Source organism: Streptomyces sp. NRRL B-1347, assembly GCF_000720325.1.
In the GTDB taxonomy this organism is placed as follows: domain Bacteria; phylum Actinomycetota; class Actinomycetes; order Streptomycetales; family Streptomycetaceae; genus Streptomyces.
This window is the reverse complement of sequence record NZ_JOJM01000003.1, coordinates 381,425-403,871: the sequence shown is the minus strand read 5'-3', so window position 1 is coordinate 403,871 and position 22,447 is coordinate 381,425. Positions and strand designations below refer to the sequence as shown.

The following is a 22,447-nucleotide window of genomic DNA, read 5'->3' as shown; positions in this document are numbered from 1 at the left end:
CGGGGTCGCCCCCGGGATCCGTGCCCGCCTCAGCCTCCGCCTCACCGACTCCGACACCGGCGGCGTCGGCCTCCCCCTCCGCCGCGCCGGCGCCCGGCAAGAGCACGCCGCGGCAGGGCCCGCAGGCGCAGCCCCGCGAGGCCGCGTCGGATCGCCCGTCCACGGCCCCGAAGGCCACCCCGTCCGCCGCCCCCGCGCGGACGAGCCCGCCCCCGAGCGCCCCGCGTGCCCCGCGCGTTCCGGGCGAGGATGCGGAGCCCAGGCGCACCGCCCCACGGTCGTCCGCCCCGCCGTCGTCGCCGACACCGGAGGCCCGCAAGCACCGCGGCCGTCCGGCGTCGGCAGCCAGGGCCGACCTGGAGGTCCGCTCGCACCACGGGCCGAGCTCGGAGCGGCGCGCCGCGGGCTCGGCCCCGGCGCCGGACGGGGTGTACGAGTACCGCATCACCGCCGTCAACCACGGCCCCTCGCAGGCCGTCGGCGTCACGGTCCAGGACCGGCTCCCGGGCGCCCTCGTCTTCGTCTCGTCGGCGGACGGCTGCACCGCGAGCGGACGGACCGTCACCTGCGGCCCGCTGCCGGAGCTCGCCGTCGGCGCGTCCCACACCTGGGTCGTGACCGTACGCCTCGCCGACGACTACGAGGGCGACGGCCGGGACATCGTGAACCTGGCCTCGGTGTCCTCGCAGACCCGCGACCCCGACGCGAGCAACAACACGGCGTCCGTGACCGGTCTGCCCGTCCCGCCGGACTGGGGCCGCGCCGACCTCACGCTGACCAAGACGGCCGTCCTGCCCGGCGGCCGGGAGTGGGTCAGGCCCGGCGAGACCTTCACGTACCGGATCACCGTGCACAACAACGGTCCCGGCACCGCGCGCGGCCTGCGGGTGACCGACCCGCTGCCCAAGGGCCTGCACTTCGTCGGCTCCCCGGACGGCTGCGCCCCGGACGACGGCGGGCGGCTCGTCGTCTGCCCGGGACCCGACCGCCTCGCGTCCGGCACCTCGGTCTCGTACGCGCTCACCGTCCGCGTGGCGACGGCGCAGACCCGTCACCTCGGCAGGATCGAGAACGTCGCCACGGTGACCTCCACGACGAAGGACCCGGACCCGAGCGACAACCAGAACCCGCCGCACACGGTGTACGTCAGGACCGGCGACCACGGCGAGCTGCCGGACACCGGCGGTGACGTGCCCGCCTGGCTCGGCTGGGCCGCGGGCGCCGCGGTGACCTGCGGCGGCCTCCTGGTGGCGGCCGTGCGGCGGCGCGGAGCGGGGGAGGGGCCGAAGTGATGACGACCTCCCGGCATCCGGCGGGCCCGCGGCGGCTCGCCGCCCTGCTGCTCGCGCTCGGCGCCCTGCTCTGCGGGCTGATCGCCCCGGCCGCCTCGGCCGCGCGGGTCGACCTGACCTTCCCGGTCCACGAGGGCTTCGACAACGGCAACGACCTGGGCACCGCAACGGGCAGTGCCTCCTACTCGGACGGCTGGCTGCGCCTCACGCCCGCCCAGGCGTCCAGGGCCGGGTCGTGGCAGATGAAGGACTCGTTCCCGACCAGCCTCGGCATCGTCGCGGAGTTCACGTACGCCACCTACGGCGGCAGCACCTTCGACGGCAAGCGGGGCGACGGTCTGGCGTTCTTCCTCGCCGACGGCTCCGCGGCGACCGGGACCGGCGCCACCGGCGGTGCCCTCGGCTACGCGTGCGCCGGTAGCGCGTCCCGGTGCACCAGCAACGGCGTACCCGGTGCGTTCCTCGGCATCGGCATCGACGAGTTCGGCAACTTCTCGTCCAACTCGACGGGCGCGAGCGGCCCGGGCGCGCAGGCCAACAAGGTCGTGCTGCGCGGCGGCGGCAACGGCACCACCGGCTACCGGTTCGGCACCTCCGCGAGCGGTCCCGGCGGCACCGTCGAGACGGGCAGCCGCGCCAAGTTCCGCACCGTGCGCGTCACCGTGCAGCCCAGCGGCGGCAACCTCCTCGTGTCGGTCTGGTCCGACTCGGGGCCCGGCACCGACTTCACCAAGCTCATCAGCGACTTCGACGTGTCGACCGTGAGCGGCCAGCCGGCGCTGCCGTCCAGCCTGCGCGTCGGCTTCTCCGCGGGCACCGGCGGCGCCACGAACAACCACGAGATCGGCGACCTCAAGATCAACGTCCCGGCGGACCTGTCGGTCACCAAGACGGGCAAGCCCGCCACCGTGGCGGCCGGGACCAGACCGGTCACGTACACGGTCACCGTGAAGAACAGCAACGCCAACGCGGTGACCGGCGCGACCGTGAAGGACGCGGCCCCCGGGCTCACCGGCGTCACCTGGACCTGCTCGGCGAGCTCGGGCAGTGCCTGCGGCACGGCGTCCGGGTCCGGGCCCCTCGACACCACCGCCGACCTGGCGCGCGACGGCACCGTGACCTACACCGTCACCGGCACGGCCCCGGCCCAGCCGACGACCCTGACCAACACGGCGACGGTCATCGCCCCCGGCGACCGCTCCGACACCGACTCGGCCGACAACACGGCGACCGCGTCCACGACCGTGACCGCGCGGGCCGACGCCTCCGTGACCAAGGCGGGGGTCGGGCAGGGCCCGGTGCGCCCCGGCGAGGAGTTCGAGTACCGGATCACGGTCCGCGACAACGGGCCGTCCGACACCGCCAATGTGCGGGTCACCGACACCCTGCCGACCGGCCTGACGTTCGTGTCCTCCACCGACGGCTGTACGGCGTCCGGGCAGGTCCTCACCTGTCCCACCGCGGCCAGGCTCGCCGCGGGCGCCTCGGTGTCGTGGACGTTCCGGGTCAAGCTCGACGCCGCGTACCAGGGCGACGGCTCCGACCTCGGCAACATCGCCAAGGTCACGCACGACGTCAGCGACCCCGACCTCGCCAACAACACCAGCACGGCCGCCCAGCCCCCGGGCGGGGTGCGGGCGCCATCGGCCGACCTCGCGACCGTCAAGAAGACGACGACCACCGCGCAGGTCGCCCCGGGCGAGGAGTACGCGTACACGGTGACGGTCACCAACAAGGGTCCGTCCGTCGCGCGCGCCGTGCGGGTCACCGACCCCCTGCCGACCTCGCTCACCTTCGTGTCGTCCGCCGACGCCTGCGCGCTCGCGGGCCGCACGGTCACCTGTGGACCGGTCGCGACCCTGGCGCCGGGGGCCACCACGTCGTGGACGTTCCGGGTGCGGCTCAACGCGGACTACAGCGGCGACGGCACGGACGTCCTCAACGTCGCGACGGCCGAAGCCGACACCGCCGACCCCGACACCGGCAACAACAGCGGCAGCGCCACCGTGCCCGGCGGCCGGGTCAAGCCGCCGACCGCCGACCTCGAATTCGACAAGACGGCCGAGAACACCCCCAGCTGACGGGTCCCGCCGCGGTGGCGGGATACCCCTCGCACGTCCGTACAGCGGTGTACGTGACCGGAGCACGAACGGAACCGATGTGAGATGAGTACGACACGACATCGCCGACGCGCCTTCGTGGGCGCCGCGGTGGCCGCGCTGGTCTGCGTGCTGCCGCAGTGGTCCGGCCAGGATCCGGCGCGGGCGGCGGCGCAGTCCGGCGCGGGGCCGCGGGTGACCACGCAGCTGAGCCGCGCCCTGCCCGCGGCGGGCCGGGCGGACACACCGCCCGGCGGACTGATCACGTACACGCTGACGGCGAAGAACAACGGGCCTTCGGTGGCCCGCAACGTGACGGCGTCGGACACGCTGCCCGAGGGCATGTCGTTCGTGTCGTCGGCCGACGGCTGTTCGGCCAGCGGGCGCACGGTGACCTGCGGTCCGGAGCCGCAGCTCGGCGTGGGCCAGACCAAGAAGTGGACGTTCCTCGCCCGGCTGAGCTCCTCCTACCAGGGCGACGGCTCGGACCTCGGCAACAGCGCGTCGGGCACGTCGGAGGCCACCGACCCCGACCCGGACAACAACAAGCCGGACCCCGTCACGCCGCCGGGACCCTTCACGCCCGAGTCGGACGTCTCGACCGTGAAGACGGCCCTCGGCACCGGGCCGATCGTGCCCGGTCAGGAGTACGAGTACGAGATCGAGGCCTCCAACGCGGGGCTCTCGGACGCCCGCAACGTGCGGGCCACCGACACGCTGCCCGACGGCGTCTCGTTCGTGTCGTCGGCCGACCCGTGCACGGCGTCCGGACAGACGGTGACGTGCGGTCCGCACGCCAGGCTCACCCCCGGTGCCTCCGTGAAGTGGACGTTCAAGGTCAAGCTGAGCGCCGCCTACCAGGGTGACGGCTCCGACCTGCGCAACACCGCGACGTCGACGTCCGACTCCAAGGACCCCGACCTCACCAACAACACCAGCAAGGCGGTGCTCCCGCCGGGCGGCGTCAGCGAGCCCCAGGCCGACCTCTGGGCGGGCAAGGAGCCCACGACCAGCACGCCCATCGCGCCGGGTGAGACCTTCGAGTACGCCGTGACCGTCACCAACGACGGACCCTCCAGGGCGCTGAACGCAAAGGCGACCGACACCCTGCCCGCGCGGCTCGCCTTCGTGGGCTCGGCGGACGGCTGCACCGCTTCCGGCCAGGACGTCACCTGCGGGCCGCAGGCCGTCCTCGAACCGGGCGCGTCGAAGACGTGGAAGTTCACCGTCCGGCTCGACACCGAGTACACCGGCGACGGCAGCGACATCAAGAACACCGCGACCGTCTCCTCCGACACGACGGACCCCGTCCCGGGCAACAACAGCGCGGAGGCCGGGGTGCCGGGCAGCAAGGTCAACAAGCCCACGGCAGACCTGGCCGTGACCAAGACCGCCGTCGGCGACACCGCGCCGCGCCCCGGCGAGACCTTCGACTACAAGATCACCGTCACCAACAAGGGCCCGTCGGCCGACGCGTACAACGTCAAGCTCACCGACGCCCTGCCCACGGGCCTGTCGTACGTCTCCTCCTCGCCCGCAGGCTGCACGGTCTCCGGGCAGGTCGTGAACTGTCGGCGGACGACCCCGCTCAAGGTCGGCGAGACCGTGGAGTACACGCTGACGGTGAAGGTGGACCCCGCCTATCAGGGCGACGGCAGTGACATCAAGAACACCGCCCACGTCACCGCCGACAACATCGACCCGAGCAGCGACAACGACACCGACACCGCGGGACCGCCGGACGGCGTGATCGCGGCGCCCGCCGCCGACCTCGCGATCGTGAAGAAGCCCGCCACGGACGAGCCCGTCGCCCCCGGCGAGACCTTCGACTACACGGTGACGGTCACCAACAAGGGCCCGTCCCAGGCCGAACAGGTCCAGGTGTCCGACGTCCTGCCCACGGCGCTGAGCTTCGTCTCGTCCGACGACCCGTGCACCGCGGGCCGCACGGTCACCTGCGGACCGCTCGCGACCCTGGCGCCCGGCGCCTCGGTCAGCTGGGTGTTCAAGGTGAAGCTCGCCGCCACCTACACCGGTGACGGCGGCGACCTCGACAACACGGCCACGGTGTCGTCGGCGACCAAGGACCCGGTCACCGACAACAACTCCAGCACCACCGGCCCGCCCGGAGGCAAGGTCACCAAGCCGACGGCCGACCTGGAGGTGACCAAGCAGATTCCCTGACGCCCCCGGGACGTCGAGGCGAAACCCTGAAACCCCTGTGGGGGCGGGCCGGACGGCCCGCCCCCACAGGGGTGTTCGTACATGTGACGCGTTACGCGCTGCCGCGCACGTGCCCGTCGCGGGCCGCGCCGAGGCCCACCACGACCTGCGGGACGAGCAGCACCAGGAGGACGACCACCGGGATCGTCCAGTCGTGGGACACGTCGTGCACGGCGCCCAGGATGGCGGGCCCCGTGGCCGCCAGGACGTAGCCGAAGCACTGCGCCATGCTGGACAGCTGCGCGACGTGCCGGGCGTCCGGCGCCCGCTGTACGAGGAACAGCAGCGCGAGGCTGATCGCCGCGCCCTGGCCGAGCCCGAGCAGGCTCATCCAGACGTACGCGCCGCCGACCGGGGCGGCGAGGAGCCCGGCGTACCCGGCCGCGCACAGGACCGCGCCCAGCGTCGCGAGCCGCGCCGCGCTCAGCCGCTCGCCCACGATCACCGGGGTCACGAACGAGCCCGTGATGCCGAGCAGCGCCGAGAACGACAGCATCCACCCGGCGTCGCCCGCGCTCATCCCCGAGTCCTGGAGCAGGGTCGGCAGCCAGGCAGCGGCGGCGTAGTAGTTCAGCGACTGCAACCCCATGTACGCGGTGACCTGCCAGGCCAGGGGCGAGCGCCACAGGCCGCGCACCGGGTGCGCCGCCTGCCGGGCCGCCGCCGCGCCGACGCGGGTGCGCGAGCGCACCTGCGGCAGCCACACCACGAGGGCGAGCGCGGCGAGCGCGCCCCAACACGCGAGCGTGGTCCGCCAGTCCATGCCCGAGGCGTCCCGCACCGGCAGCGTGACGCCGGCCGCGAGCGCGGCGCCGCCGAACAGGGACATCGAGTACAGGCCCGTCATCAGCCCCGCGCGCCCCGGGAAGTCCCGCTTGATCAGGCCGGGCAGCAGCACGTTGGCGACGGCTATGCCCGCGCCGATGACGACCGTGCCCGCGAACAGGGCGACCACCGAGTCCACCATCCGCAGCGCGGTGCCCGCACAGATCAGCGCCATGGTGCCGAGCAGCGAACGCTCCATGCCGAAGCGGCGGCCGAGGCCCGGCGCGACCGGCGCGAGCAGACCGAAGCAGAGCAGGGGCAGCGCGGTGAGGAGGCTGGTGGCCGTGGCCGACATGCCGCTGTCGTCCCGGATGACGTCCGCCAGTGGGGAGACGGCCACCAGCGCGGGGCGCAGGTTCAGGGCGAGCAGGACGACGCCGAGACCGAGGTACAGCGCACGGCGCCCGGTGACGCCGGGCGGACTGTGCGGGGCCTGACCGGGTGCCGGGGCGGTGGTGTCGTCGTCCCGCGCCACGGTGGCCGTGGCGGCGGGCGCTTCCCTGCGCATGCCGTGTCTCCTGAGGGGGTGAGGTGTCAGTGGGTGGGGGCGGGGGCGTCCGCGCCCGTGCCGTCGGACTCGGCCGCGTCGGCGTCCGTGTCCTCGAAGGGGTGCTCGCGCAGCGCGGCCATGCCCTCGGCCAGGTGGGCGAGCACGGCGGACTCGGCCGCGGCGGGGTCCCGCGCCTCGATGGCGTCGAGGATCGCCCGGTGGGCGCCGATCTGGTGCCGTACGGACTCGGGGACCGGGGCACCGATCACCGACTGGAGGGTCGAGCGCATCCCGTCGCTGAGGTGCCCGTACAGATCGGCGAGGACGCTGTTGTGGGCGGCGGCCGCCACCGCGCGGTGGAAGGCCATGTCCGCCTCGATGAACGCTTCGATGTCACCGGCCTCCCAGGCCCGGCCGCGCTCGTCGAGGGCCGTCCGCAGCACGTCGAGGTCCTCCGGGGTGCGGCGCTCGGCCGCGTACCGCGCGGCGTCCCGCTCCAGGGACGCCCGCACCTCGTACGCCTCCAGGACGCCCGCCTCGCGCAGTCGCCGCTGCACCGCCGCGCCGAGGCCGCTGCTGGCGCGCACATAGGTGCCGTCGCCCTGGCGGGGTTCGAGCATCCCGGTGTGCACCAGGGCGCGCACGGCCTCCCGCACGGTGTTGCGGCCGACGGAGAGCTGCTCCACGAGCTGCGGTTCGGCCGGGATCTTCGCCCCGACCGGCCACTCGCCGTCGGCGATGAGGCTCTCCATCTGGGCGATGACGAGATCGACGAGGTTGGTCCGTGCGGTGGTGCGCAGCGGCATCGGTCGGGGCCTCTCTGCCGAACGGTTCTGGGACGTGCGTCGCTCCTGAATGCTCAAACATGGGAACATCCCATGTTTGACAGTGTCAAGCGACCGCGGCCGCCCAGGGGAGGTACAGCGCGAGGAGTGCGGTGAGCAGGGCGAGCGTCGCGCCGAAGGCGGCACCCGCCCGCAGCAGGGCGGCGGGCACGGACGCGCCGTCCCGGCGGGCGAGCAGCGCGGTGGCGACGGCGGCGAGCAGCGCGACGAGCGCCGTCGCGACCAGGGAGAGGGCGAGCAGGGCCCAGGCTGCGGCGGTGGCGGTCATGGGGGAGGTTCCTTCCCGGGAGGACGCGGATGTCCACTGGGAAGGAAGATGTCCGAAGTCCCGTACGGCGACGTTCGGTTGGACCAAGATGAACGGATCCGAACGACGAGCGCGCTGTCCGTGGAGGGGCCGGTGGAGGCGAGCGAGGACGGGACGGAACCGCTGGCGGACCTGAAGGCACGGCTGCGGAACCTGCGGGCGCGGCGGCGCCTCTCGATGATCACGCTGTCCCGGCGGGCCGGGCTCGGACGGACGACCGTGAGCCAGGCCCTGAACGGGACGGGGGTGCCGACCGACGCGACGGTCGCGGCCCTGGCCGCCGCGCTCGGCGCCGACGCGGAGGAGCTGCTGCGGCTCCGGGACCGGGCCGTTCCACCGGTCGTGGAGGCCGGGCCCGTGGTCGTCGCGGACGGCCCTTCGGACGCGCGGGAGCAGTTCGAGACGTGGTACCGGCAGTACGTCGCCCATCGGTACGGGCAGCTCTCGGTGATCGGCCTCGACCTGTCGCGGCCCGAGCGGAACTGCTGGCCGCTGGACGCCGCGTACCTCAGCCTGGAGTTCGCCACGCCCGCCCACGGCCTGCCCCGTGGCGCGCTCGCCGGTGGCCGCGTCGACGGCGCCGCGATGAGCGTCGAGCGGGCCGAGCAGGCCCTCGCGGGACGGCTGCGGACCCTGGTGCGGGGGCTCGCGGGCAGCGGCAAGACCACCTTGCTGCAGTGGCTCGCGGTCGCCGCGGCACGCCGTGAACTACCCGTCGAACTGGCCCACTTGAAGGACTGCCTGCCGTTCGTGCTGCCCCTGCGGACCCTGGTCCGCCGCGGCGAACTGCCCGCCCCGCACGAGTACCTGGCCGCCACCGGCTGCCCCCGCGAGGGCGCCCAGCCGCCCGGCTGGGCCGACCAGGTCCTCCTGGACGGCCGGGGGCTGCTGCTCGTCGACGGCCTCGACGAGGTCCCGCAGGCGCAGCGCGCCCGGACCCGGCAGTGGCTCCACGAGCTGCTCGCGGCCTACCCGCGGGCCGCGTACGTGGTGACGACCCGGCCCTCCGCCGTGCCCGAGGGCTGGCTCGCCGACGGCGGCTTCGCCGAGCTGACCGTACGGCCGATGGGCAGCCGGGACGTCGCCGTGTTCCTGACCCGCTGGCACGACGCGGCCGCCGCCGACGCCGCGGGCCCGCAGGAGCGCGCCCGTCTGACCGCGCTCGGGGAGACCCTCAAGGACACGGTGCGCTCGCAGCGCGAGCTGTCCCTGCTGACCACCACGCCGCTGCTGTGCGCCCTGGTCTGCGCGCTCCACCGCGACCGGCGCGGCCATCTCCCGCACGGCCGCATGGAGTTGTACGACGCCGCCCTGTCCATGCTGCTGCACCGGCGCGACCGCGAGCGCGACATCGACGCCCCCGAGGGCCTCTGCCTCAGCGAGCACCAGAGCGTCCAGATCCTGCAACGCCTCGCCTACTGGCTCATCCGCAACGGCCAGGACGAACTCGACCAGGGCACCGCCGTCGACCTCGTCGCCGACGCGCTGCCCGCGATGCCGCACGTGGCCCGGCAGGCGGACGCGGAGGGCGTCCTCACCCACCTCCTCGCCCGCTCGGGCCTGCTGCGGCAGCCCAGCGCGGACACGGTCGACTTCGTTCACCGCACCTTCCAGGACTACCTCGGCGCCAAGGCCGCCGTCGAAGCGCGTGACCTCCCGCTCCTCGTCCGCAACGCCCACGACGACCGCTGGGAGGACGTCCTCCGCATGGCCGTCGCCCACGCCCGCCCCGCCGAACGCGCGAGCCTCCTCCGCCGCCTGATCGCCCGGGGCGACCGCACGGCCAGACACCGGGTGCGGCTGCACCTGCTGGCCACGGCGTGCCTCGAATACGCGACGGAGCTGGACCCGGCGGTGCGGGAGGAGGTGCGGGGGCGTACGGAGGACTTGCTGCCGCCGCGCAGCGGCACGGAGGCGGGGGCGCTGGCTGATGTCGGGCCCGTCATCCTGGATCTGCTGCCCGGGCCGGAAGGCTTGGAGGACGACGAGGCGGAGGCGGTCGCCCGCACGGCGGGTTTCATCGGTGGCGATGCGGCCCTCACGGTGATGAAGAAGTTCCGCACGAGTGCGATCCCCAGCGTGCGGAATGCGTTGCAGTCGAGCTGGTACAACTTCGACACCGCTGACTACGCCCAGGAGGTCCTGAGCCACCTGCCCAGTCTCGGCCTCTTGGACATTCACTCGGCGGAGCAGCTGCCTTTGCTGCGCACCCTTGCTGCGCCCCAGGGCGTCTACTTCCACGGCGACTTCACCACACGCGACATCGCGGCGGCGGGCATCCCGGAGACGCTTCGGGTGCTGTACCTCGCGAGCAATTCCACACTGCGAGACATGGAATTCCTTCGGTCATTCCCCTCGCTGGACAATGTGAGTCTGACGGACTGCGACAACCTCACGGACTTTTCCGCGCTGGCTCGTACGGACATCACGCGCTTCTACTTCACCGGAGAACGTGTGCAGGGAGAGGAGGCGCTGCGGCAGCTGCCGAACGTGGATTTCCTGGGGCTCAACGTGGACCTTGAGCCCGGAGCCCTGCGGACGCTTCCGGTCCATGAGGGACTGGAGAGCCTCATGCTGGGAGACAGGACCTGTACGGGCCTCGGCACGTTGGACGGGATCGGCCGGTGGACGAACCTGTCCGTTGTGAACCTGTGCGGATCGGTTGACGGACTGCCTCTCGTGGCGGCTCTGCCCCGCCTGAATCGCATCATGTTGCAACTGGGCGCCAGCGTGGACATGCTCGAAGGGCTGCCCCCGTCACCGCACATCCGGAGCCTGATGCTGAACTGCCGGGACGGCTTCCAGGATCTCGCTCGTGTGCGCAGGGCCCTGCCCAACCTCACGACGCTGGAAATCCACTCCTGGAACGAGCACCGGCAGGTCGACCTCACCCCCCTGCACGGCATGCCGGACCTGACCGTCACCATCCACGACGCGGACGAAGTGCTCGGCACCGAACCCTTCCCACCCGGCGCCATCACCCGCTACCCCCGCCCCCGTACGAACCCGCGAAGCACATCTCGCACCGCCTCCGGCCGCTCCAGCCAAGGCTCGTGACCTAGTTGACGGGCCGCCGCTGCCGGGCACCTTGCGCGGCCCAGGGCCAACCGCGTTCGGGGTCGGCGTGGTCGGTGAACCAGGACAGGGTGAGCAACTCGACCTCCTGGTCCTCCGTGCGGCGGTCGCGCTCGGCCCGGTCGCCCGCGCGCCGTCCGCGCCGACGCCTCGTGGCGGCCGTCGCCGAGGGCGCGGGCGTCGCTGAACCTTCCGCCCCCCACCGGACGGTGTCGGCCGGGCCGCAGACAAGGGGCCTACAGCCCAGAGGGACCTATGCGTCGCCCCCGCGTCGCCGTCTCACCTCGTACGCCCCGAGCACGATCGCCACCGTCAGCAGGCTCAGCCAGAACTGCGTCCGGCTGTCCGGCAGGAAGGCCATGGCGAGGATGACCGCCGCCATCGCGGCGATGGTGGCGCGGCTCAGCCACGGGAAGCCCCACATGCGCAGGGTGAGCCGGTCGGGGGACTCGCGCTCCAGGGTGCGGCGCATGCGCAGCTGGGCCACGGCGATCGCCAGGTAGACGAACAGCGCGATGGCTCCGTAGGAGTCGATGAGGAACTGGAAGACGACGTCGGGGGAGATCCACGCCGCGATGACCGACGCGTAGCCGACGGACGTGCCCGCGAGGATCGCGCGGCGGGGCACGCCGCCCCGGCTGAGCCTGGTGAAGCCGCGCGGCGCGTCACCGCGGCGGGTGAGCGCGAAGAGCATCCGGGACGAGGTGTAGAGCGCGGAGTTGAGGCAGGACAGGACCGCCACGAGCACGACCGCGTTCATGACGGTTGCCGCCGCGGGCACGTCGAGGCGCTCCAGGACCGCCGCGTACGGGCTGACCTCCACGGCCTCGTCGGTCCACGGGACCACCGCGACGACGACGAGGATGGACAGGACGTAGAACGCGACGACCCGCAGCACGATCGACCGGATCGCCGCGGCGACGGCGCGCTCGGGCTCGGTGGACTCCGCCGCCGCGATGGTCACGATCTCCGCGCCGGTGAAGAACCCGACGCACGGCACGACGGCGGCGAGCACCGCCCCCACGCCCTCGGGCGCGAAGCCGCCGTGCGCGGTGAGGTGGCCGAGGCCACCGGACGCCTCGGGCCAGAGCCCGAGGACGTACAGCGCGCCCAGGAACAGGAACACCACGATGGCGAGCACCTTCACGGACGAGAACCAGTACTCGAACTCGCCGAAGGAGCGCGCGGAGACCATGTTCGTCGCGGTGAGCAGGGCCATCAGGACCAGGCTGACGGCCCAGAGCGGGGCGTCGGGCAGCCACAGCTGGATGATCCGCCCGCCCGCCACCGCCTCCACGGCGACCACGATCACGAAGAAGTACCAGTACAGCCAGCCGACGGCGAACCCGGCCCGGGCGCCGAGGGTCTCGCGCACGTGCGCGTAGAACGAACCGAGCGCGGGCCGGGCCACCGTCATCTCGGCGAGCATCCGCATGATGAGCACGGTCAGGACACCGGCGGCCAGGAAGGACAGGACGGCCGCGGGCCCGGTCTTGCGCACGACCACGCCGCTGCCCACGAAGAGCCCGGCGCCGATCACCCCGCCCAGCGCGATCAGGTTCATGTGCCGCCGCTGGAGCCCCTTGCCCAGACCGCCGTCGCCGGGCGCGGGGTCGGGTGGGGCCGAGGTGTTCCGCGTGTCCGTACTCACGACAGGCGACGCTAGGCGGCCAACCCTGCGGGGGTGTTGCCGCGGTGTTGCGGGTGCGTGGAGGCGGCCGGGCGGCGGTGCGGCGGGGTGCCGGTGAGGTGGAGTGCCGGTGCGGCGGGGTGTCAGGCCGCGGCGCCGGTCAGTCGCGCGCCGATCTCCGCCGCGTCGAGGACGCGTGCGAACCCCTTGCGCAGCACCGCGAGTTCCGGCTCCTGGCGGGTCTCGTCGTCGGTCGCGGTGACGTCCGCGCCGAACACCACGCGGTAGCCCCGCTCGTACGCCTGCCGCGCCGTGGTGCCGCAGCAGTAGTTGGTGAGCGTCCCGGTCACGATGACCGTGTCCCGGCCGAGGTTGCGCAGGATCGTGTCCAGCGGGGTGTCGTAGAACGCGCCGTACGACGGCTTGCGGAGGACGACCTCGTCCTCGCGGGGGTCCATCTCGTGCCACACCCGCGCGGGCCCCGGCCTGGTCCAGTCGCTGTCCCCGTGCGGCAGGTGGCGCAGCGCGTGCGGGCGGTCCAGGCCGAGGTGCGTGTCGTCGAAGACGGTCCAGACGACCGGGACGTCCGCCGCGCGGCAGCGCTCCACCAGGCCGCGCAGCCGGGGCGCCATGCGCGTGGCCGCGGGCACCCAGTACGGGCTGAAGCCGGGGCGCACGAACTCGTCCTGCATGTCGATGACAAGGAGCGCCGAGCGCTCGGGGCGGATCGGGAAGGACGCCTGCCCGTGCTCGTAACCGTCCCTGGCCCGCGCCGTCACCCACTCCTCGGTGAACACGATCGCACCTCCATAGCTCGTCGTGCCCCGAACCGTGGTGTATCGATTCGAGGTACCTCGTTTCGAGGTGGACGATAGCAGCATCCGGCGGTCCGCGGTGGCTCGCGGTGCCTCGCGGTGCGAGACCCTGGGCGGATGCTGACTCCTGAGGAAGTGCGGGACCTGCTGGCCCCGCGGGTCGTGGGGAAGTGGGACGAGGGCGGGGGTGTCGTCCTGGAGGTGACCGATCTCGAAGTGGTCGTGCGCGGGCGGAAGTTCGACGTGTATCTGGACGTCACCGCGCCCGACGGCCGCTGGTCGGTCCGCTCCGAGCGTGGCGGCAGCGAGATCAACGTCTTCAACGGAAGCCCGCCCGACGACCTGCTGGCGTGGATAGCGCAGTCGCTGCGGATCGAGCTCTTCGAGTGGTGGCACACCAAGGGGCGGGAGGCCTACGCGAGGAAGCAGGGCGTACGGATCGACGGCTGAGGGCGGGGCGCGGGGGCCGGTGGAAGTGGCCTCGGTGCCGCCGGAATCGGGCTGATGCCATGCCGTGAAGTGATCTATGGGGCACCGTTACATGATCTTCGGATAGCCGTAATGGCGGGTGAACTAGGTTTATTCCGTACCCGCCGGACAGCACGGACGACGGGGACAAAACGGGACCGCACCGCGCGGCACCGCCCCACGGCGGAGCCGTGCCGTGCACGCGAACAGATCCATGACCGTGAAGGGGAACACCGTCGTTATGCGCATCACCACCCACCGCCGCAGCGCCCTCCGTACCGCCACCGTCTCGGTCCTCGCCGGTACGGCCCTTCTGGCCCCGGCCGCGGCTGCGCTGGCGAGCGCGCCCGCCCCCGAGCGTCCCGCCGCGGTCCAGAGCGTCGCCGCCAAGCCCGTGAAGATCGACATCGGTGCCGGCGTCACCATCGCCGTCAAGGGCGGCAAGCCGTACTACAACGGCAAGGCCCTCAAGCCGGGCCAGACCGTCGACAACGGCATCTACCTGCACCTGAGCGCCGACGGCAAGCGCCTGTACAGCAAGACGCAGGGCGGCGGCACGCCGTACGCCATCTGGGACGTCAAGACCGGCAAGAGCCTCGGCACCCAGAAGACCAGCCCCACCGCCAAGGTGAAGGCCGCGCTGACCGCCAAGCCGTCCGCGACCTCCGTGAAGGCCTGGCAGGAGCTGCGCGTCAGCGGCAAGGCCACCGGCATCAAGGCGGGCACCAAGGTCGGCCTGGAGCAGAAGCAGCGCGGCACCTGGAAGGCGCTGCCCGCCTCCACCACCGTCAACAAGTCCGGCACGTACACCCTGCGCGTCAAGCTCGGCCTCAAGGGCAAGAACGAGCTGCGCATGAAGAGCGGCGCCACCCTGTCGCCCGTCTTCACGGTGACGGTGCGATAACCCTTCGCGCACCTGACCCGGGCCCCCGGCACGTCCCGCAGCGGACGGGCCGGGGGCCCGGTCGCGTTCCCGGGCCCCGCGGACGCCTCCTCGCCGACCACTCCCTCCGGCGCTGGAAAACCGTGTGCTGTCGGCCGGTTGACCAGGGGATCCTGGGGCGGGCGCCCGCCGCGCCCGCAGTCCGTGCCGCACACCGGAAAGGTGCCACCATGCCACTCGACCCCGCTGTCCCCGCCGTCCCGGCCGACCCCACCGTCCTGCACCCGATGCCCGGACAGTCCCGCGTGGTGCTCCTCAAGCCCCTGGTCACCTCGCCGCTGATCGAGGTGGGCGAGTTCTCGTACTACGACGACCCCGACGACGCGACGGCCTTCGAAACCCGCAACGTGCTCTACCACTACGGGCCGGAGAAGCTCGTCATCGGCAAGTTCTGCGCCCTGGGCGAAGGCACGCGCTTCATCATGAACGGCGCCAACCACCGCATGGACGGCCCGTCCACGTTCCCGTTCCCCATCATGGGGGGATCCTGGGCCGACCACTTCGACCTCATCAGCGGCCTTCCCGGCCGCGGCGACACCGTCGTCGGGAACGACGTGTGGTTCGGCTACCGGACCCTGGTGATGCCGGGCGTCCGCATCGGCCACGGCGCGGTCATCGCCTCCGGCTCCGTCGTCGTCGACGACGTCCCCGACTACGGGATCGTCGGCGGCAACCCGGCCCGGCTGCTGCGCCGCCGCTTCAGCGACGAAGACATCGCCCGGCTGCTCGAACTGGCCTGGTGGGACTGGCCGTTGGAGCACCTCACGCGGCACGTCCCCGCGGTGATGTCCGGCAGCGTCGCCGACCTGGAGGCGGCGGCACCCCAGGCGTAGCCCTCCCGGCGGCTCTGGACTTTCCGTCCAAGGCGTGTACGTTTAGTCCAGAGCTGTTGCGGCGGTCGTCACGGCAGCCGGTGCGGCACGGGAGGGGACACCACATGAGCGCCGAGAGCGCCGACGACGTACGGAACGCCGAGCGCGACGCGATCATCGCCGCCCTCGCCCCGGTGACCGACGGCCTGGTAGCCACCTTCGGCTCGCTGTGCGAAGCGGTCGTCCACGACTACCGGCGGCCGGAGAGGTCCGTCGTGGCGATCGCGGGGGCCGTCACGGGCCGCAGCGTCGGCGGCTCGATGAGCGAGATCGGCATGGGCATGCTGGCGCGCGGCGACGAGGCGGCCGACGAGCTGAACTACCTCACCCGCACGCAGGACGGAAAGCTGGTCAAGTCGTCCACGATGCTGCTGCGCGACAGCGGTGGCGCGGTGTTCGGCGCGCTGTGCGTCAACCTCGACATCACCGCGGTCCAGCAGGCGAGCGCGCTCATCGGCGAACTCGCGGGCGTGGCCGTGCGGCCGGAGGTGCCGACCACGACCTTCGGCGACGACGTGGAGTCCGTCGTCGGCTCGATCGTCGACAGCCACCAGCTCCGGCAGAGCCGCCCGTGGAGCGAGCTCGACCGCGACGCGCGCGTCGCGCTCTTCCGCGGCCTCGACGAGCACGGCGTCTTCGCCGTGCGGGGCTCGGTCCCGCAGGTCGCCGCCCGCCTCGGCATCTCCCGCGCCTCCGCCTACAGCTACCTCGCCAAGTCCCGCGCCCAGGACGCACCGCCGCCCGGGCCCGACACCTCACCAGGAGCACCCGCATGACGAGCACCCCCCTGGTCACCCTCGACGACGTGCGCGCCGCCGCCGCCCGGATCAAGGGCGTCGCCCACCGCACGCCCGTCCTGCGCTCGCGCACCCTGGACGCCCGCGTGGGCGCCGAGGTCTTCCTCAAGTGCGAGAACTTCCAGCGGATCGGCGCCTTCAAGTTCCGCGGCGCCTACAACGCAGTGGCCCGGCTCACGCCCGGGCAACTGGCCAAGGGCATCGCCTCGTTCTCCTCCGGCAACCACGCCCAGGCCATCGCGCTCGCGGCCCGCGAGCGGGGCAGCAGCGCGGTGATCCTCATGCCGGAGGACACCCCGCTCTCCAAGCGCGAGGCCGCCGAGGGGTACGGCGCCGAGATCGTCACGTACGACCGCTACTCCGGCGACCGCACCGCCATTGGCAGGCAGCTGGCCGCCGAGCGCGACCTCACCCTGATCCCGCCGTACGACCACCCGGACGTCATCGCGGGCCAGGGCACCGCGGCGCTCGAACTCATCGAAGAGGTCGGCACCTTGGACGGCCTGGTCAGCCCGGTGGGCGGCGGCGGCCTCATCGCGGGCAGCGCCACGGCCGCCAAGGGCCTGAACGCGGCGATCCGCGTGATCGGCGTGGAGCCGGAGGCGGGCGACGACACCAAGCGCTCCCTGGAGGCCGGCCACCGCGTCTCCGTCCCGGTCCCGCGCACCATCGCCGACGGCCAGGCCATCGAGACGCCCGGCGAGCTGACGTTCCCCATCAACCAGCGCCTCGTGGACGAGGTCGTGCTCGTCTCCGACGACGAGATCCGCGCCGCGATGCGGTTCGCCTTCGAACGTCTGAAGATCGTCATCGAGCCCAGCGGGGCGACCGCCCTCGCGGCTCTCCTGGCCGGCCGCCTCCCGCAGGTCCCGCCGCGCGTCGGCGTACTCATCTCCGGCGGCAACATCAACACGGGCCGCTTCGCGGAGCTCTGCGGCTAGGCGGCAGGGGTCCGGGCGGCGGTTCCGGCGGTGGCGCGTCCGCTCACACCGCCGGGTCCGCCGTGTCGGTGACGGCCTTCACGAACGCGCGGACCCGGCCGTCCTCCTGGCTGGTGCGCCACACCAGGGCGCGCTCCATCGGCGGCATGTCGGTGAACGGCAGGTAGGTGATGTCGGGGCGCAGGCGGTAGGTCGTCATGTCGGCGCCGCCCACCGAGACCGCGCGCCCGGCCGCGACCACGGCGAGGACCTCGGTGAAGGTGTCGCACCGCTCGGAACTGCGGGCGATGGGGCGGCCGCTGGGCGTCTGACGGGCGTAGAAGTGGTCGATCCAGTACTCCGGTACGGACGCGGCGAGCGACGCCCAGGTCTCCGCTGCGAGGTCCTCCACGCACACCGAGGACTGCCGGGCGAGGGGGTTCGCCGACGACACCGCGAGGTGCAGCGGGTGCCGGACGACGACCGGACCCACGGTGAGGTCCGGCTCGTCCACCGGCAAGGGAATGATGACGATGTCCGCCTCGCCGCTGCGCAGTTGGGCGCAGTGGTGGCGCATCTGGGTCTCGACCACGCGGACCGCGCAGCCGGGGTGGCGCTCCCGGAAGACGTTCGCCGCCGCCTGGCAGATGTTCCCGGCGAGGACGCCCATGAACCCCACCGTGACCACGCCCTGGAGGCCGCGGGCGGAGGTCTTGAGCCGGTCGACGGCCTCCTGGATCCCCTGGAAGTGCGGGGCGATGTCGGTCCGCAACTGCTCGCCGGGACCGGTCAACGCGACCTTGCGGCTGGTGCGTTCGAACAGCGGGACGCCGAAGCGGCGCTCCAGCTTCTTCACGGTCTGGCTGACCATCGCGGGCGAGAGCCGCAGCCGCTCCGCCGTGCGGCCGAAATGCAACTCCTCGGACAGCGCCAAGAAGATCTCCATCTCGTACCGTTCCATCCCCCGTACCTCCCCCTCCGTGCGCCGCCCGGACGGACGGCGCACCTCCCCCGCAGGCCGAACCAGGCCCACGTGACCCAACTTTACGCAGGTCAAAGGCTTGGACGCGAGGGTCAGCAGCCTCCGCCCGCGTCGGCCGGGGCGCCGATCGGGAGGGTGGTGGGGGCGGCGCAGCAGCCCCCGGACTGCTGTTCCGTCTGCTCGGGTTCGTCGAAGAGGCCGGCGCCGCCGCAGACGCCGGTCTCGGGGAGGGTGAGCTCGACGCGCTCGGCGGCCTCCTGGTCACCGGCGAGGGCGGCGGCGATCGAGCGGACCTGCTCGTAACCGGTCAGGGCCAGGAAGGTGGGAGCGCGGCCGTAGGACTTCATGCCGACCAGGTGGACGTCCCGCTCCGGGTGCGAGAGCTCCCGCACGCCGTGGGGGTAGACGGTGCCGCAGGAGTGCACGTTGGGATCGATCAGCGGGGCCAGCGCGGTCGGTGCCTGGAGGCGCTCGTCCAGGCCGAGGCGGAGCTCGGAGAGGAAGGTGAGGTCCGGGCGGAAGCCGGTGAGGACGATGACCTCGTCGACCGGGTCCGAGCGGTCTCCGTCCTCGGTGACGAGCGTCAGCCGGCCGTCTTCGGCGCGCTCGACCGCTTCGGTGCGGAAGCCGGTGACCGCGGAGGCGTGCCCGTCCGCCACGGCGGCCTTGGCCCGCAGGCCGAGCGCGCCGCGCGCGGGCAGCTGGTCGGCCTCGCCGCCGCCGAAGGTGTCGGCGCCGATGCCGCGGCGCAGGATCCACACGGCGTGCGTGCCCGGCTCCTCCTTCGCCAGGTCGGCGAGGTGGGCCAGGGCCGTGAAGGCGGAGGCTCCGGAGCCGACGACCGCGGTGCGCTTGCCCGCGTACCGCGCCCGTACGGTCGGGTCCGTGAGGTCGGGAACCCGGTAGGAGACGTTATCGGCGGCGGCCTTCTCGCCGAGGGCGGGCAGGCCGTTCGCGCCCAGGGGAGAGGGCGTGGCCCAGGTGCCGGAGGCGTCGATGACGGCCCGGGCGCTGATCCGCTCCTCGCCGCCTTCCGCGGTGCGGAGGTGGACGGTGAAGGGCTGCTCGTCGCGGCCGGAGTCGACGATCCGGTCACGTCCCGCGCGCGCCACGCCGGTCACGGTCGCTCCGTAGCGGACCCGATCGCCGAGGACGTCGGCCAGTGGCCGGAGGTAGTGCTCGGCCCAGTCGCCACCGGTCGGATACGTCGCACCGTCAGGGCGGACCCAGCCGGTCGGGGCCAGGAGCTTCTCCGCCACCGGGTCGACGACCTCGCTCCACGGGGAGAACAGGCGCACGTGCGACCACTCCCGTACGGCGCTGCCCGCCGCCGGTCCGGCCTCCAGGACCAGCGGTTCGAGGCCGCGCTCGGCGAGGTGGGCGGCGGCGGCAAGACCGACCGGTCCGGCACCGATGACCACGACGGGCAGCTGATCGTTGGTGGACGCGCTCACGAGGTTCCCCTTTGTTTCGACTTCTGTCGATGTCTTGTGCGGCCAGCATGGCACCTGTTTCGATGAACGTCAACATAGACGTTTATCGAATCTGAGAGGTGGGGCGGGCTCCCTCCGCAGGGTGGGCCGGGATGCGGGTGGCCCTGGCCGCATTGGTTCGACGTATGTCAACATAGATACATGTCGAACACCAAGGTGCTGCCGCTGCTGGAACCCGACGCCGCCGAGGGTGTGGCGCCGTGCTGCCCGCCCCTGACGGAGCGCCCGTTCACCGCGGAGGAGGCCGACCGCGCGGCGCCGATGTTCAAGGCGCTCGGGGACCCGGTCCGGCTGCGGCTCTTCTCGGCGGTGGCCTCGCACGAGGGCGGCGAGGCCTGCGTGTGCGACATCTCCGACGTCGGAGTCTCCCAGCCGACCGTCTCGCACCACCTGAAGAAGCTCAAGGAGGCAGGCCTGCTCACCTCCGAGCGGCGGGGGACCTGGGTGTACTACCGGGTGGAGCCGTCGGTCCTCGCGGCGATGGGGAAGCTTCTCACCGTCCGCTGAGCCCGCACCGCCTGCCGCCCGCTGCTCGACGGGAAGGTGTCAACAGGCGTTCGCTTGCCCGTCGCCAACGCCCGCACCGCATAGGCAACCATCTATCTCCTGGTAGTGGCGGCGCGGGCCGACGGTCAGAGCATGACGTCGGCCCGACCCGCCACCCGCAAGCCTTCGAAAGGGGCCAGGGGTGCAGCATCGGCGCCGCAGGAAGCGAACTCTTCTTCTGCCGGTCGGCGTGGCCGTGGCCGTGGTCGCGGCGACCGGCGGGGCCTTGACGTGGCGGTGGAAGGCGGATGGCCCCGGCCCTGACTCCGGCGAGCCCGGCGGCCCACCGGCCGTGGCGCGGGCCGACTGCGCCGAGCAGGGGAAGGTGCCGGCCTCGGGTTCGACGGCCCAGCAGAACGCGATGAAGTACTGGATCAAGCAGTACCAACGTGCCTGCCCGCCCGTGCAGATCGCGTACAACCCGCTGGGCTCCGGCGCCGGAGTCGCGCAGTTCATGCGCGGCGCCACCGCGTTCGGCGGCTCCGACACCCCGGTCAAGCCGGAGAACGCCAAGCCCGCGCAGGGCGTGTGTACGGGCGGTCGTGCCATCAACCTGCCCATGCTGGGCGGGCCCATCGCCCTCGGCTACAACGTGCCCGGCGTCGAGGACCTGGTCCTGGACGCCCCCACGCTGGCCCGGATCTTCGACTCGAAGATAACCACCTGGGACCACCCGGCCATACGCAGGCTCAACCCCGATGCCGTGCTGCCGTCGATGCCCATCCGCGCGGTGCACCGATCCGACGACTCGGGCACGACCCAGAACTTCCAGGCGTATCTCGCGGGCGCGGCCCCGGACGTCTGGCCGCACCCCGCGGAGAAGACGTGGCACGGGCGCGGGGGAAGCTCCGCCAGCGGCTCGGGCCACGTGGCCGCGACGGTGAACTCCGCTGTCGGTTCGATCGGTTACTTCGAGCTGTCCTTCGCGAGCAAACTGCGGATGCCGACCGTGCGTGTGGACACCGGGGCCGCCGAGCCCGTGCCCGCGACCACGAAGACCGCGTCCGCGGGCATCGCCGCCGCCGAAGTCGTCGGCAGGGGCAAGGACATGACCCTGAAGTTCGACTACCGGACCTCGGTCAGCGGTACGTACCCGATCGTTCTCGTGTCGTACGAGATCGTCTGCGACAAGGGCAACGCGCCCGAAACCCTGGCTGCCTTGAAGTCGTTCCTGGCGTACACCACGAGTGCCGACGGGCAGCGGCCCCTGTCCCGGATCCACTACGCGCCGCTGCCGGAGTCCGTCGCCCACGAGGTGCGCAAGGTCGTCAGGGCGCTTCAGTGAAGGTCAGTCATGACCGCCACGCCCATGACCGCCGAGCGCGGAGGTGTGCGTCACCAGCAGAGCCGCGGCCATGAGCACCATCAGCGCGGCCAGCACCTTGTAGAGGGGGTAACCGCGCATCCGCACCGCCCACGATGCTCCGGCCCAGGCGCCCAGCAGGCTCCCGGCGAGCAAGTTGACCGCGACGGGCCAGCGCCCGGCCACCTCGGACGCGGACACCGCCACCAGCCGGGTGGGCAGCGCGGTCAGGACCACGACCAGGCTCATCGCCTTGTTGAGGATGACCGCGGAGAGCGCGGTGAACCCGAACAGGCCGATCAGCAGGGGCAGCCGGAACTCCGCGCCACCCAGCCCGATCATCCCGCCGAGCACGCCGACGGCCGCCCCCGCTCCGAACACCACGGGCAGGGAGCGCGTGGAACGCAACGGAACAAGGCTCTGGTCGGCGGTCATGACGGGCATCCTCGTGGTCGCCGCCCCTGCCCGCTACGGCACGCTCCTGCCTTCGGGGAAAGGCACCGGGCCGCGGACCACGGTTCG

19 protein-coding genes are annotated in these 22,447 nt (G+C 72.7%); 11 read left to right on the top strand and 8 right to left on the bottom strand.

The genetic code is table 11. The annotated features are described in order from the left end of the window. Window positions 1-20: 20 nt before the first annotated feature. The 3 genes from IG74_RS45520 (at window position 21) to IG74_RS0104285 (ending at window position 5,575) form a co-directional block, all read left to right on the top strand. A complete protein-coding gene (locus IG74_RS45520; protein WP_078868561.1) occupies window positions 21-1,292 on the top strand; it encodes a DUF11 domain-containing protein in 1,272 nt (423 codons plus the stop codon). Then, window positions 1,292-3,373: a DUF11 domain-containing protein gene (locus IG74_RS0104290; RefSeq protein ID WP_051854516.1), complete on the top strand. Its 2,082-nt coding sequence runs from the start codon at window positions 1,292-1,294 to the stop codon at window positions 3,371-3,373. Before IG74_RS45520 ends, IG74_RS0104290 begins: the two co-directional genes overlap by 1 nt. Before the next feature lie 84 nt (window positions 3,374-3,457). Beyond that, window positions 3,458-5,575 (top strand): DUF11 domain-containing protein, encoded by a 2,118-nt coding sequence (locus IG74_RS0104285; protein WP_030669797.1) that lies wholly within the window; start codon window positions 3,458-3,460, stop codon window positions 5,573-5,575. Window positions 5,576-5,666: 91 nt separating this feature from the next. Here the strand turns inward: IG74_RS0104285 and IG74_RS0104280 are convergent, their stop codons facing one another. The 3 genes from IG74_RS0104280 to IG74_RS0104270 all read right to left on the bottom strand — a co-directional run bounded on the left by IG74_RS0104280 (window position 5,667) and on the right by IG74_RS0104270 (window position 8,042). Then, window positions 5,667-6,947, bottom strand: coding sequence for a CynX/NimT family MFS transporter (locus tag IG74_RS0104280; protein ID WP_063761207.1), 1,281 nt, complete (start codon window positions 6,945-6,947; stop codon window positions 5,667-5,669). 26 nt (window positions 6,948-6,973) lie between these two features. Beyond that, window positions 6,974-7,735, bottom strand: a complete 762-nt coding sequence (locus IG74_RS0104275; RefSeq protein ID WP_030669791.1) for a FadR/GntR family transcriptional regulator — start codon at window positions 7,733-7,735, stop codon at window positions 6,974-6,976. A gap of 85 nt (window positions 7,736-7,820) precedes the next feature. Further along, window positions 7,821-8,042: a hypothetical protein gene (locus IG74_RS0104270; RefSeq protein WP_030669789.1), complete on the bottom strand. Its 222-nt coding sequence runs from the start codon at window positions 8,040-8,042 to the stop codon at window positions 7,821-7,823. A gap of 132 nt (window positions 8,043-8,174) precedes the next feature. Here IG74_RS0104270 and IG74_RS0104265 point away from each other — a divergent pair, with 132 nt between their 5' ends. Further along, on the top strand, window positions 8,175-11,138 hold the full coding sequence (locus IG74_RS0104265; RefSeq protein ID WP_051854515.1) for an NACHT domain-containing protein: 2,964 nt from the start codon (window positions 8,175-8,177) through the stop codon (window positions 11,136-11,138). 271 nt (window positions 11,139-11,409) lie between these two features. Here the strand turns inward: IG74_RS0104265 and IG74_RS0104255 are convergent, their stop codons facing one another. After that, window positions 11,410-12,807, bottom strand: a complete 1,398-nt coding sequence (locus tag IG74_RS0104255) for an amino acid permease (protein WP_030669783.1) — start codon at window positions 12,805-12,807, stop codon at window positions 11,410-11,412. Window positions 12,808-12,929: 122 nt separating this feature from the next. Continuing rightward, window positions 12,930-13,583: a cysteine hydrolase family protein gene (locus IG74_RS0104250; RefSeq protein WP_234334202.1), complete on the bottom strand. Its 654-nt coding sequence runs from the start codon at window positions 13,581-13,583 to the stop codon at window positions 12,930-12,932. A 135-nt stretch (window positions 13,584-13,718) separates the two neighbouring features. On the opposite strand from IG74_RS0104250, the gene IG74_RS0104245 reads away from it, so the two are divergent. The 5 genes from IG74_RS0104245 to IG74_RS0104225 all read left to right on the top strand — a co-directional run bounded on the left by IG74_RS0104245 (window position 13,719) and on the right by IG74_RS0104225 (window position 17,622). Continuing rightward, window positions 13,719-14,051: a hypothetical protein gene (locus IG74_RS0104245; RefSeq protein ID WP_030669778.1), complete on the top strand. Its 333-nt coding sequence runs from the start codon at window positions 13,719-13,721 to the stop codon at window positions 14,049-14,051. 214 nt (window positions 14,052-14,265) lie between these two features. Next, complete coding sequence (locus IG74_RS54375; RefSeq protein WP_158857424.1) at window positions 14,266-14,973, top strand: hypothetical protein; 708 nt, start codon at window positions 14,266-14,268, stop codon at window positions 14,971-14,973. A gap of 209 nt (window positions 14,974-15,182) precedes the next feature. Beyond that, window positions 15,183-15,845, top strand: coding sequence for a CatB-related O-acetyltransferase (locus tag IG74_RS0104235; protein WP_030669772.1), 663 nt, complete (start codon window positions 15,183-15,185; stop codon window positions 15,843-15,845). A gap of 104 nt (window positions 15,846-15,949) precedes the next feature. Next, complete coding sequence (locus tag IG74_RS0104230) at window positions 15,950-16,660, top strand: helix-turn-helix transcriptional regulator (RefSeq protein ID WP_030669769.1); 711 nt, start codon at window positions 15,950-15,952, stop codon at window positions 16,658-16,660. Next, window positions 16,657-17,622, top strand: a complete 966-nt coding sequence (locus IG74_RS0104225) for a pyridoxal-phosphate dependent enzyme (protein WP_030669764.1) — start codon at window positions 16,657-16,659, stop codon at window positions 17,620-17,622. The genes IG74_RS0104230 and IG74_RS0104225 overlap by 4 nt, the downstream gene beginning before the upstream one ends. 43 nt (window positions 17,623-17,665) lie before the next feature. Here IG74_RS0104225 and IG74_RS0104220 read toward each other — a convergent pair whose 3' ends face one another. Together IG74_RS0104220 and IG74_RS0104215 are read right to left on the bottom strand one after the other, a co-directional pair. Continuing rightward, on the bottom strand, window positions 17,666-18,562 hold the full coding sequence (locus IG74_RS0104220) for a LysR family transcriptional regulator (protein WP_030669761.1): 897 nt from the start codon (window positions 18,560-18,562) through the stop codon (window positions 17,666-17,668). 113 nt (window positions 18,563-18,675) lie between these two features. Further along, entirely contained in the window at window positions 18,676-20,037 is a 1,362-nt protein-coding gene (locus IG74_RS0104215; protein WP_030669758.1) for an FAD-dependent oxidoreductase, read from the bottom strand. A 180-nt stretch (window positions 20,038-20,217) separates the two neighbouring features. Between IG74_RS0104215 and IG74_RS0104210 the strand changes: the two genes are divergently transcribed. Further along, window positions 20,218-20,583 carry an ArsR/SmtB family transcription factor gene (locus IG74_RS0104210; protein ID WP_030669754.1) on the top strand — a complete coding sequence of 122 codons (366 nt, stop codon included), beginning with the start codon at window positions 20,218-20,220 and terminating at the stop codon, window positions 20,581-20,583. A gap of 181 nt (window positions 20,584-20,764) precedes the next feature. Next, window positions 20,765-21,907, top strand: coding sequence for a phosphate ABC transporter substrate-binding protein PstS (gene pstS / locus IG74_RS0104205; protein WP_030669751.1), 1,143 nt, complete (start codon window positions 20,765-20,767; stop codon window positions 21,905-21,907). Between the two features lie 3 nt (window positions 21,908-21,910). On the opposite strand, the gene IG74_RS0104200 is transcribed toward pstS, so the two are convergent. After that, window positions 21,911-22,360: a sulfite exporter TauE/SafE family protein gene (locus tag IG74_RS0104200; protein ID WP_234334201.1), complete on the bottom strand. Its 450-nt coding sequence runs from the start codon at window positions 22,358-22,360 to the stop codon at window positions 21,911-21,913. Window positions 22,361-22,447: the final 87 nt, after the last annotated feature.

Coding starts and splice junctions, on each gene's coding strand:
- IG74_RS0104290 (WP_051854516.1), top strand. CDS start 1,292: ATGACGACCTCCCGGCATCCGGCGGGCCCGCGGCGGCTCGCCGCCCTG.
- IG74_RS0104285 (WP_030669797.1), top strand. CDS start 3,458: ATGAGTACGACACGACATCGCCGACGCGCCTTCGTGGGCGCCGCGGTG.
- IG74_RS0104280 (WP_063761207.1), bottom strand. CDS start 6,947: ATGCGCAGGGAAGCGCCCGCCGCCACGGCCACCGTGGCGCGGGACGAC.
- IG74_RS0104275 (WP_030669791.1), bottom strand. CDS start 7,735: ATGCCGCTGCGCACCACCGCACGGACCAACCTCGTCGATCTCGTCATC.
- IG74_RS0104270 (WP_030669789.1), bottom strand. CDS start 8,042: ATGACCGCCACCGCCGCAGCCTGGGCCCTGCTCGCCCTCTCCCTGGTC.
- IG74_RS0104245 (WP_030669778.1), top strand. CDS start 13,719: ATGCTGACTCCTGAGGAAGTGCGGGACCTGCTGGCCCCGCGGGTCGTG.
- IG74_RS0104235 (WP_030669772.1), top strand. CDS start 15,183: ATGCCACTCGACCCCGCTGTCCCCGCCGTCCCGGCCGACCCCACCGTC.
- IG74_RS0104230 (WP_030669769.1), top strand. CDS start 15,950: ATGAGCGCCGAGAGCGCCGACGACGTACGGAACGCCGAGCGCGACGCG.
- IG74_RS0104225 (WP_030669764.1), top strand. CDS start 16,657: ATGACGAGCACCCCCCTGGTCACCCTCGACGACGTGCGCGCCGCCGCC.
- IG74_RS0104220 (WP_030669761.1), bottom strand. CDS start 18,562: ATGGAACGGTACGAGATGGAGATCTTCTTGGCGCTGTCCGAGGAGTTG.
- IG74_RS0104210 (WP_030669754.1), top strand. CDS start 20,218: ATGTCGAACACCAAGGTGCTGCCGCTGCTGGAACCCGACGCCGCCGAG.
- IG74_RS0104200 (WP_234334201.1), bottom strand. CDS start 22,360: ATGACCGCCGACCAGAGCCTTGTTCCGTTGCGTTCCACGCGCTCCCTG.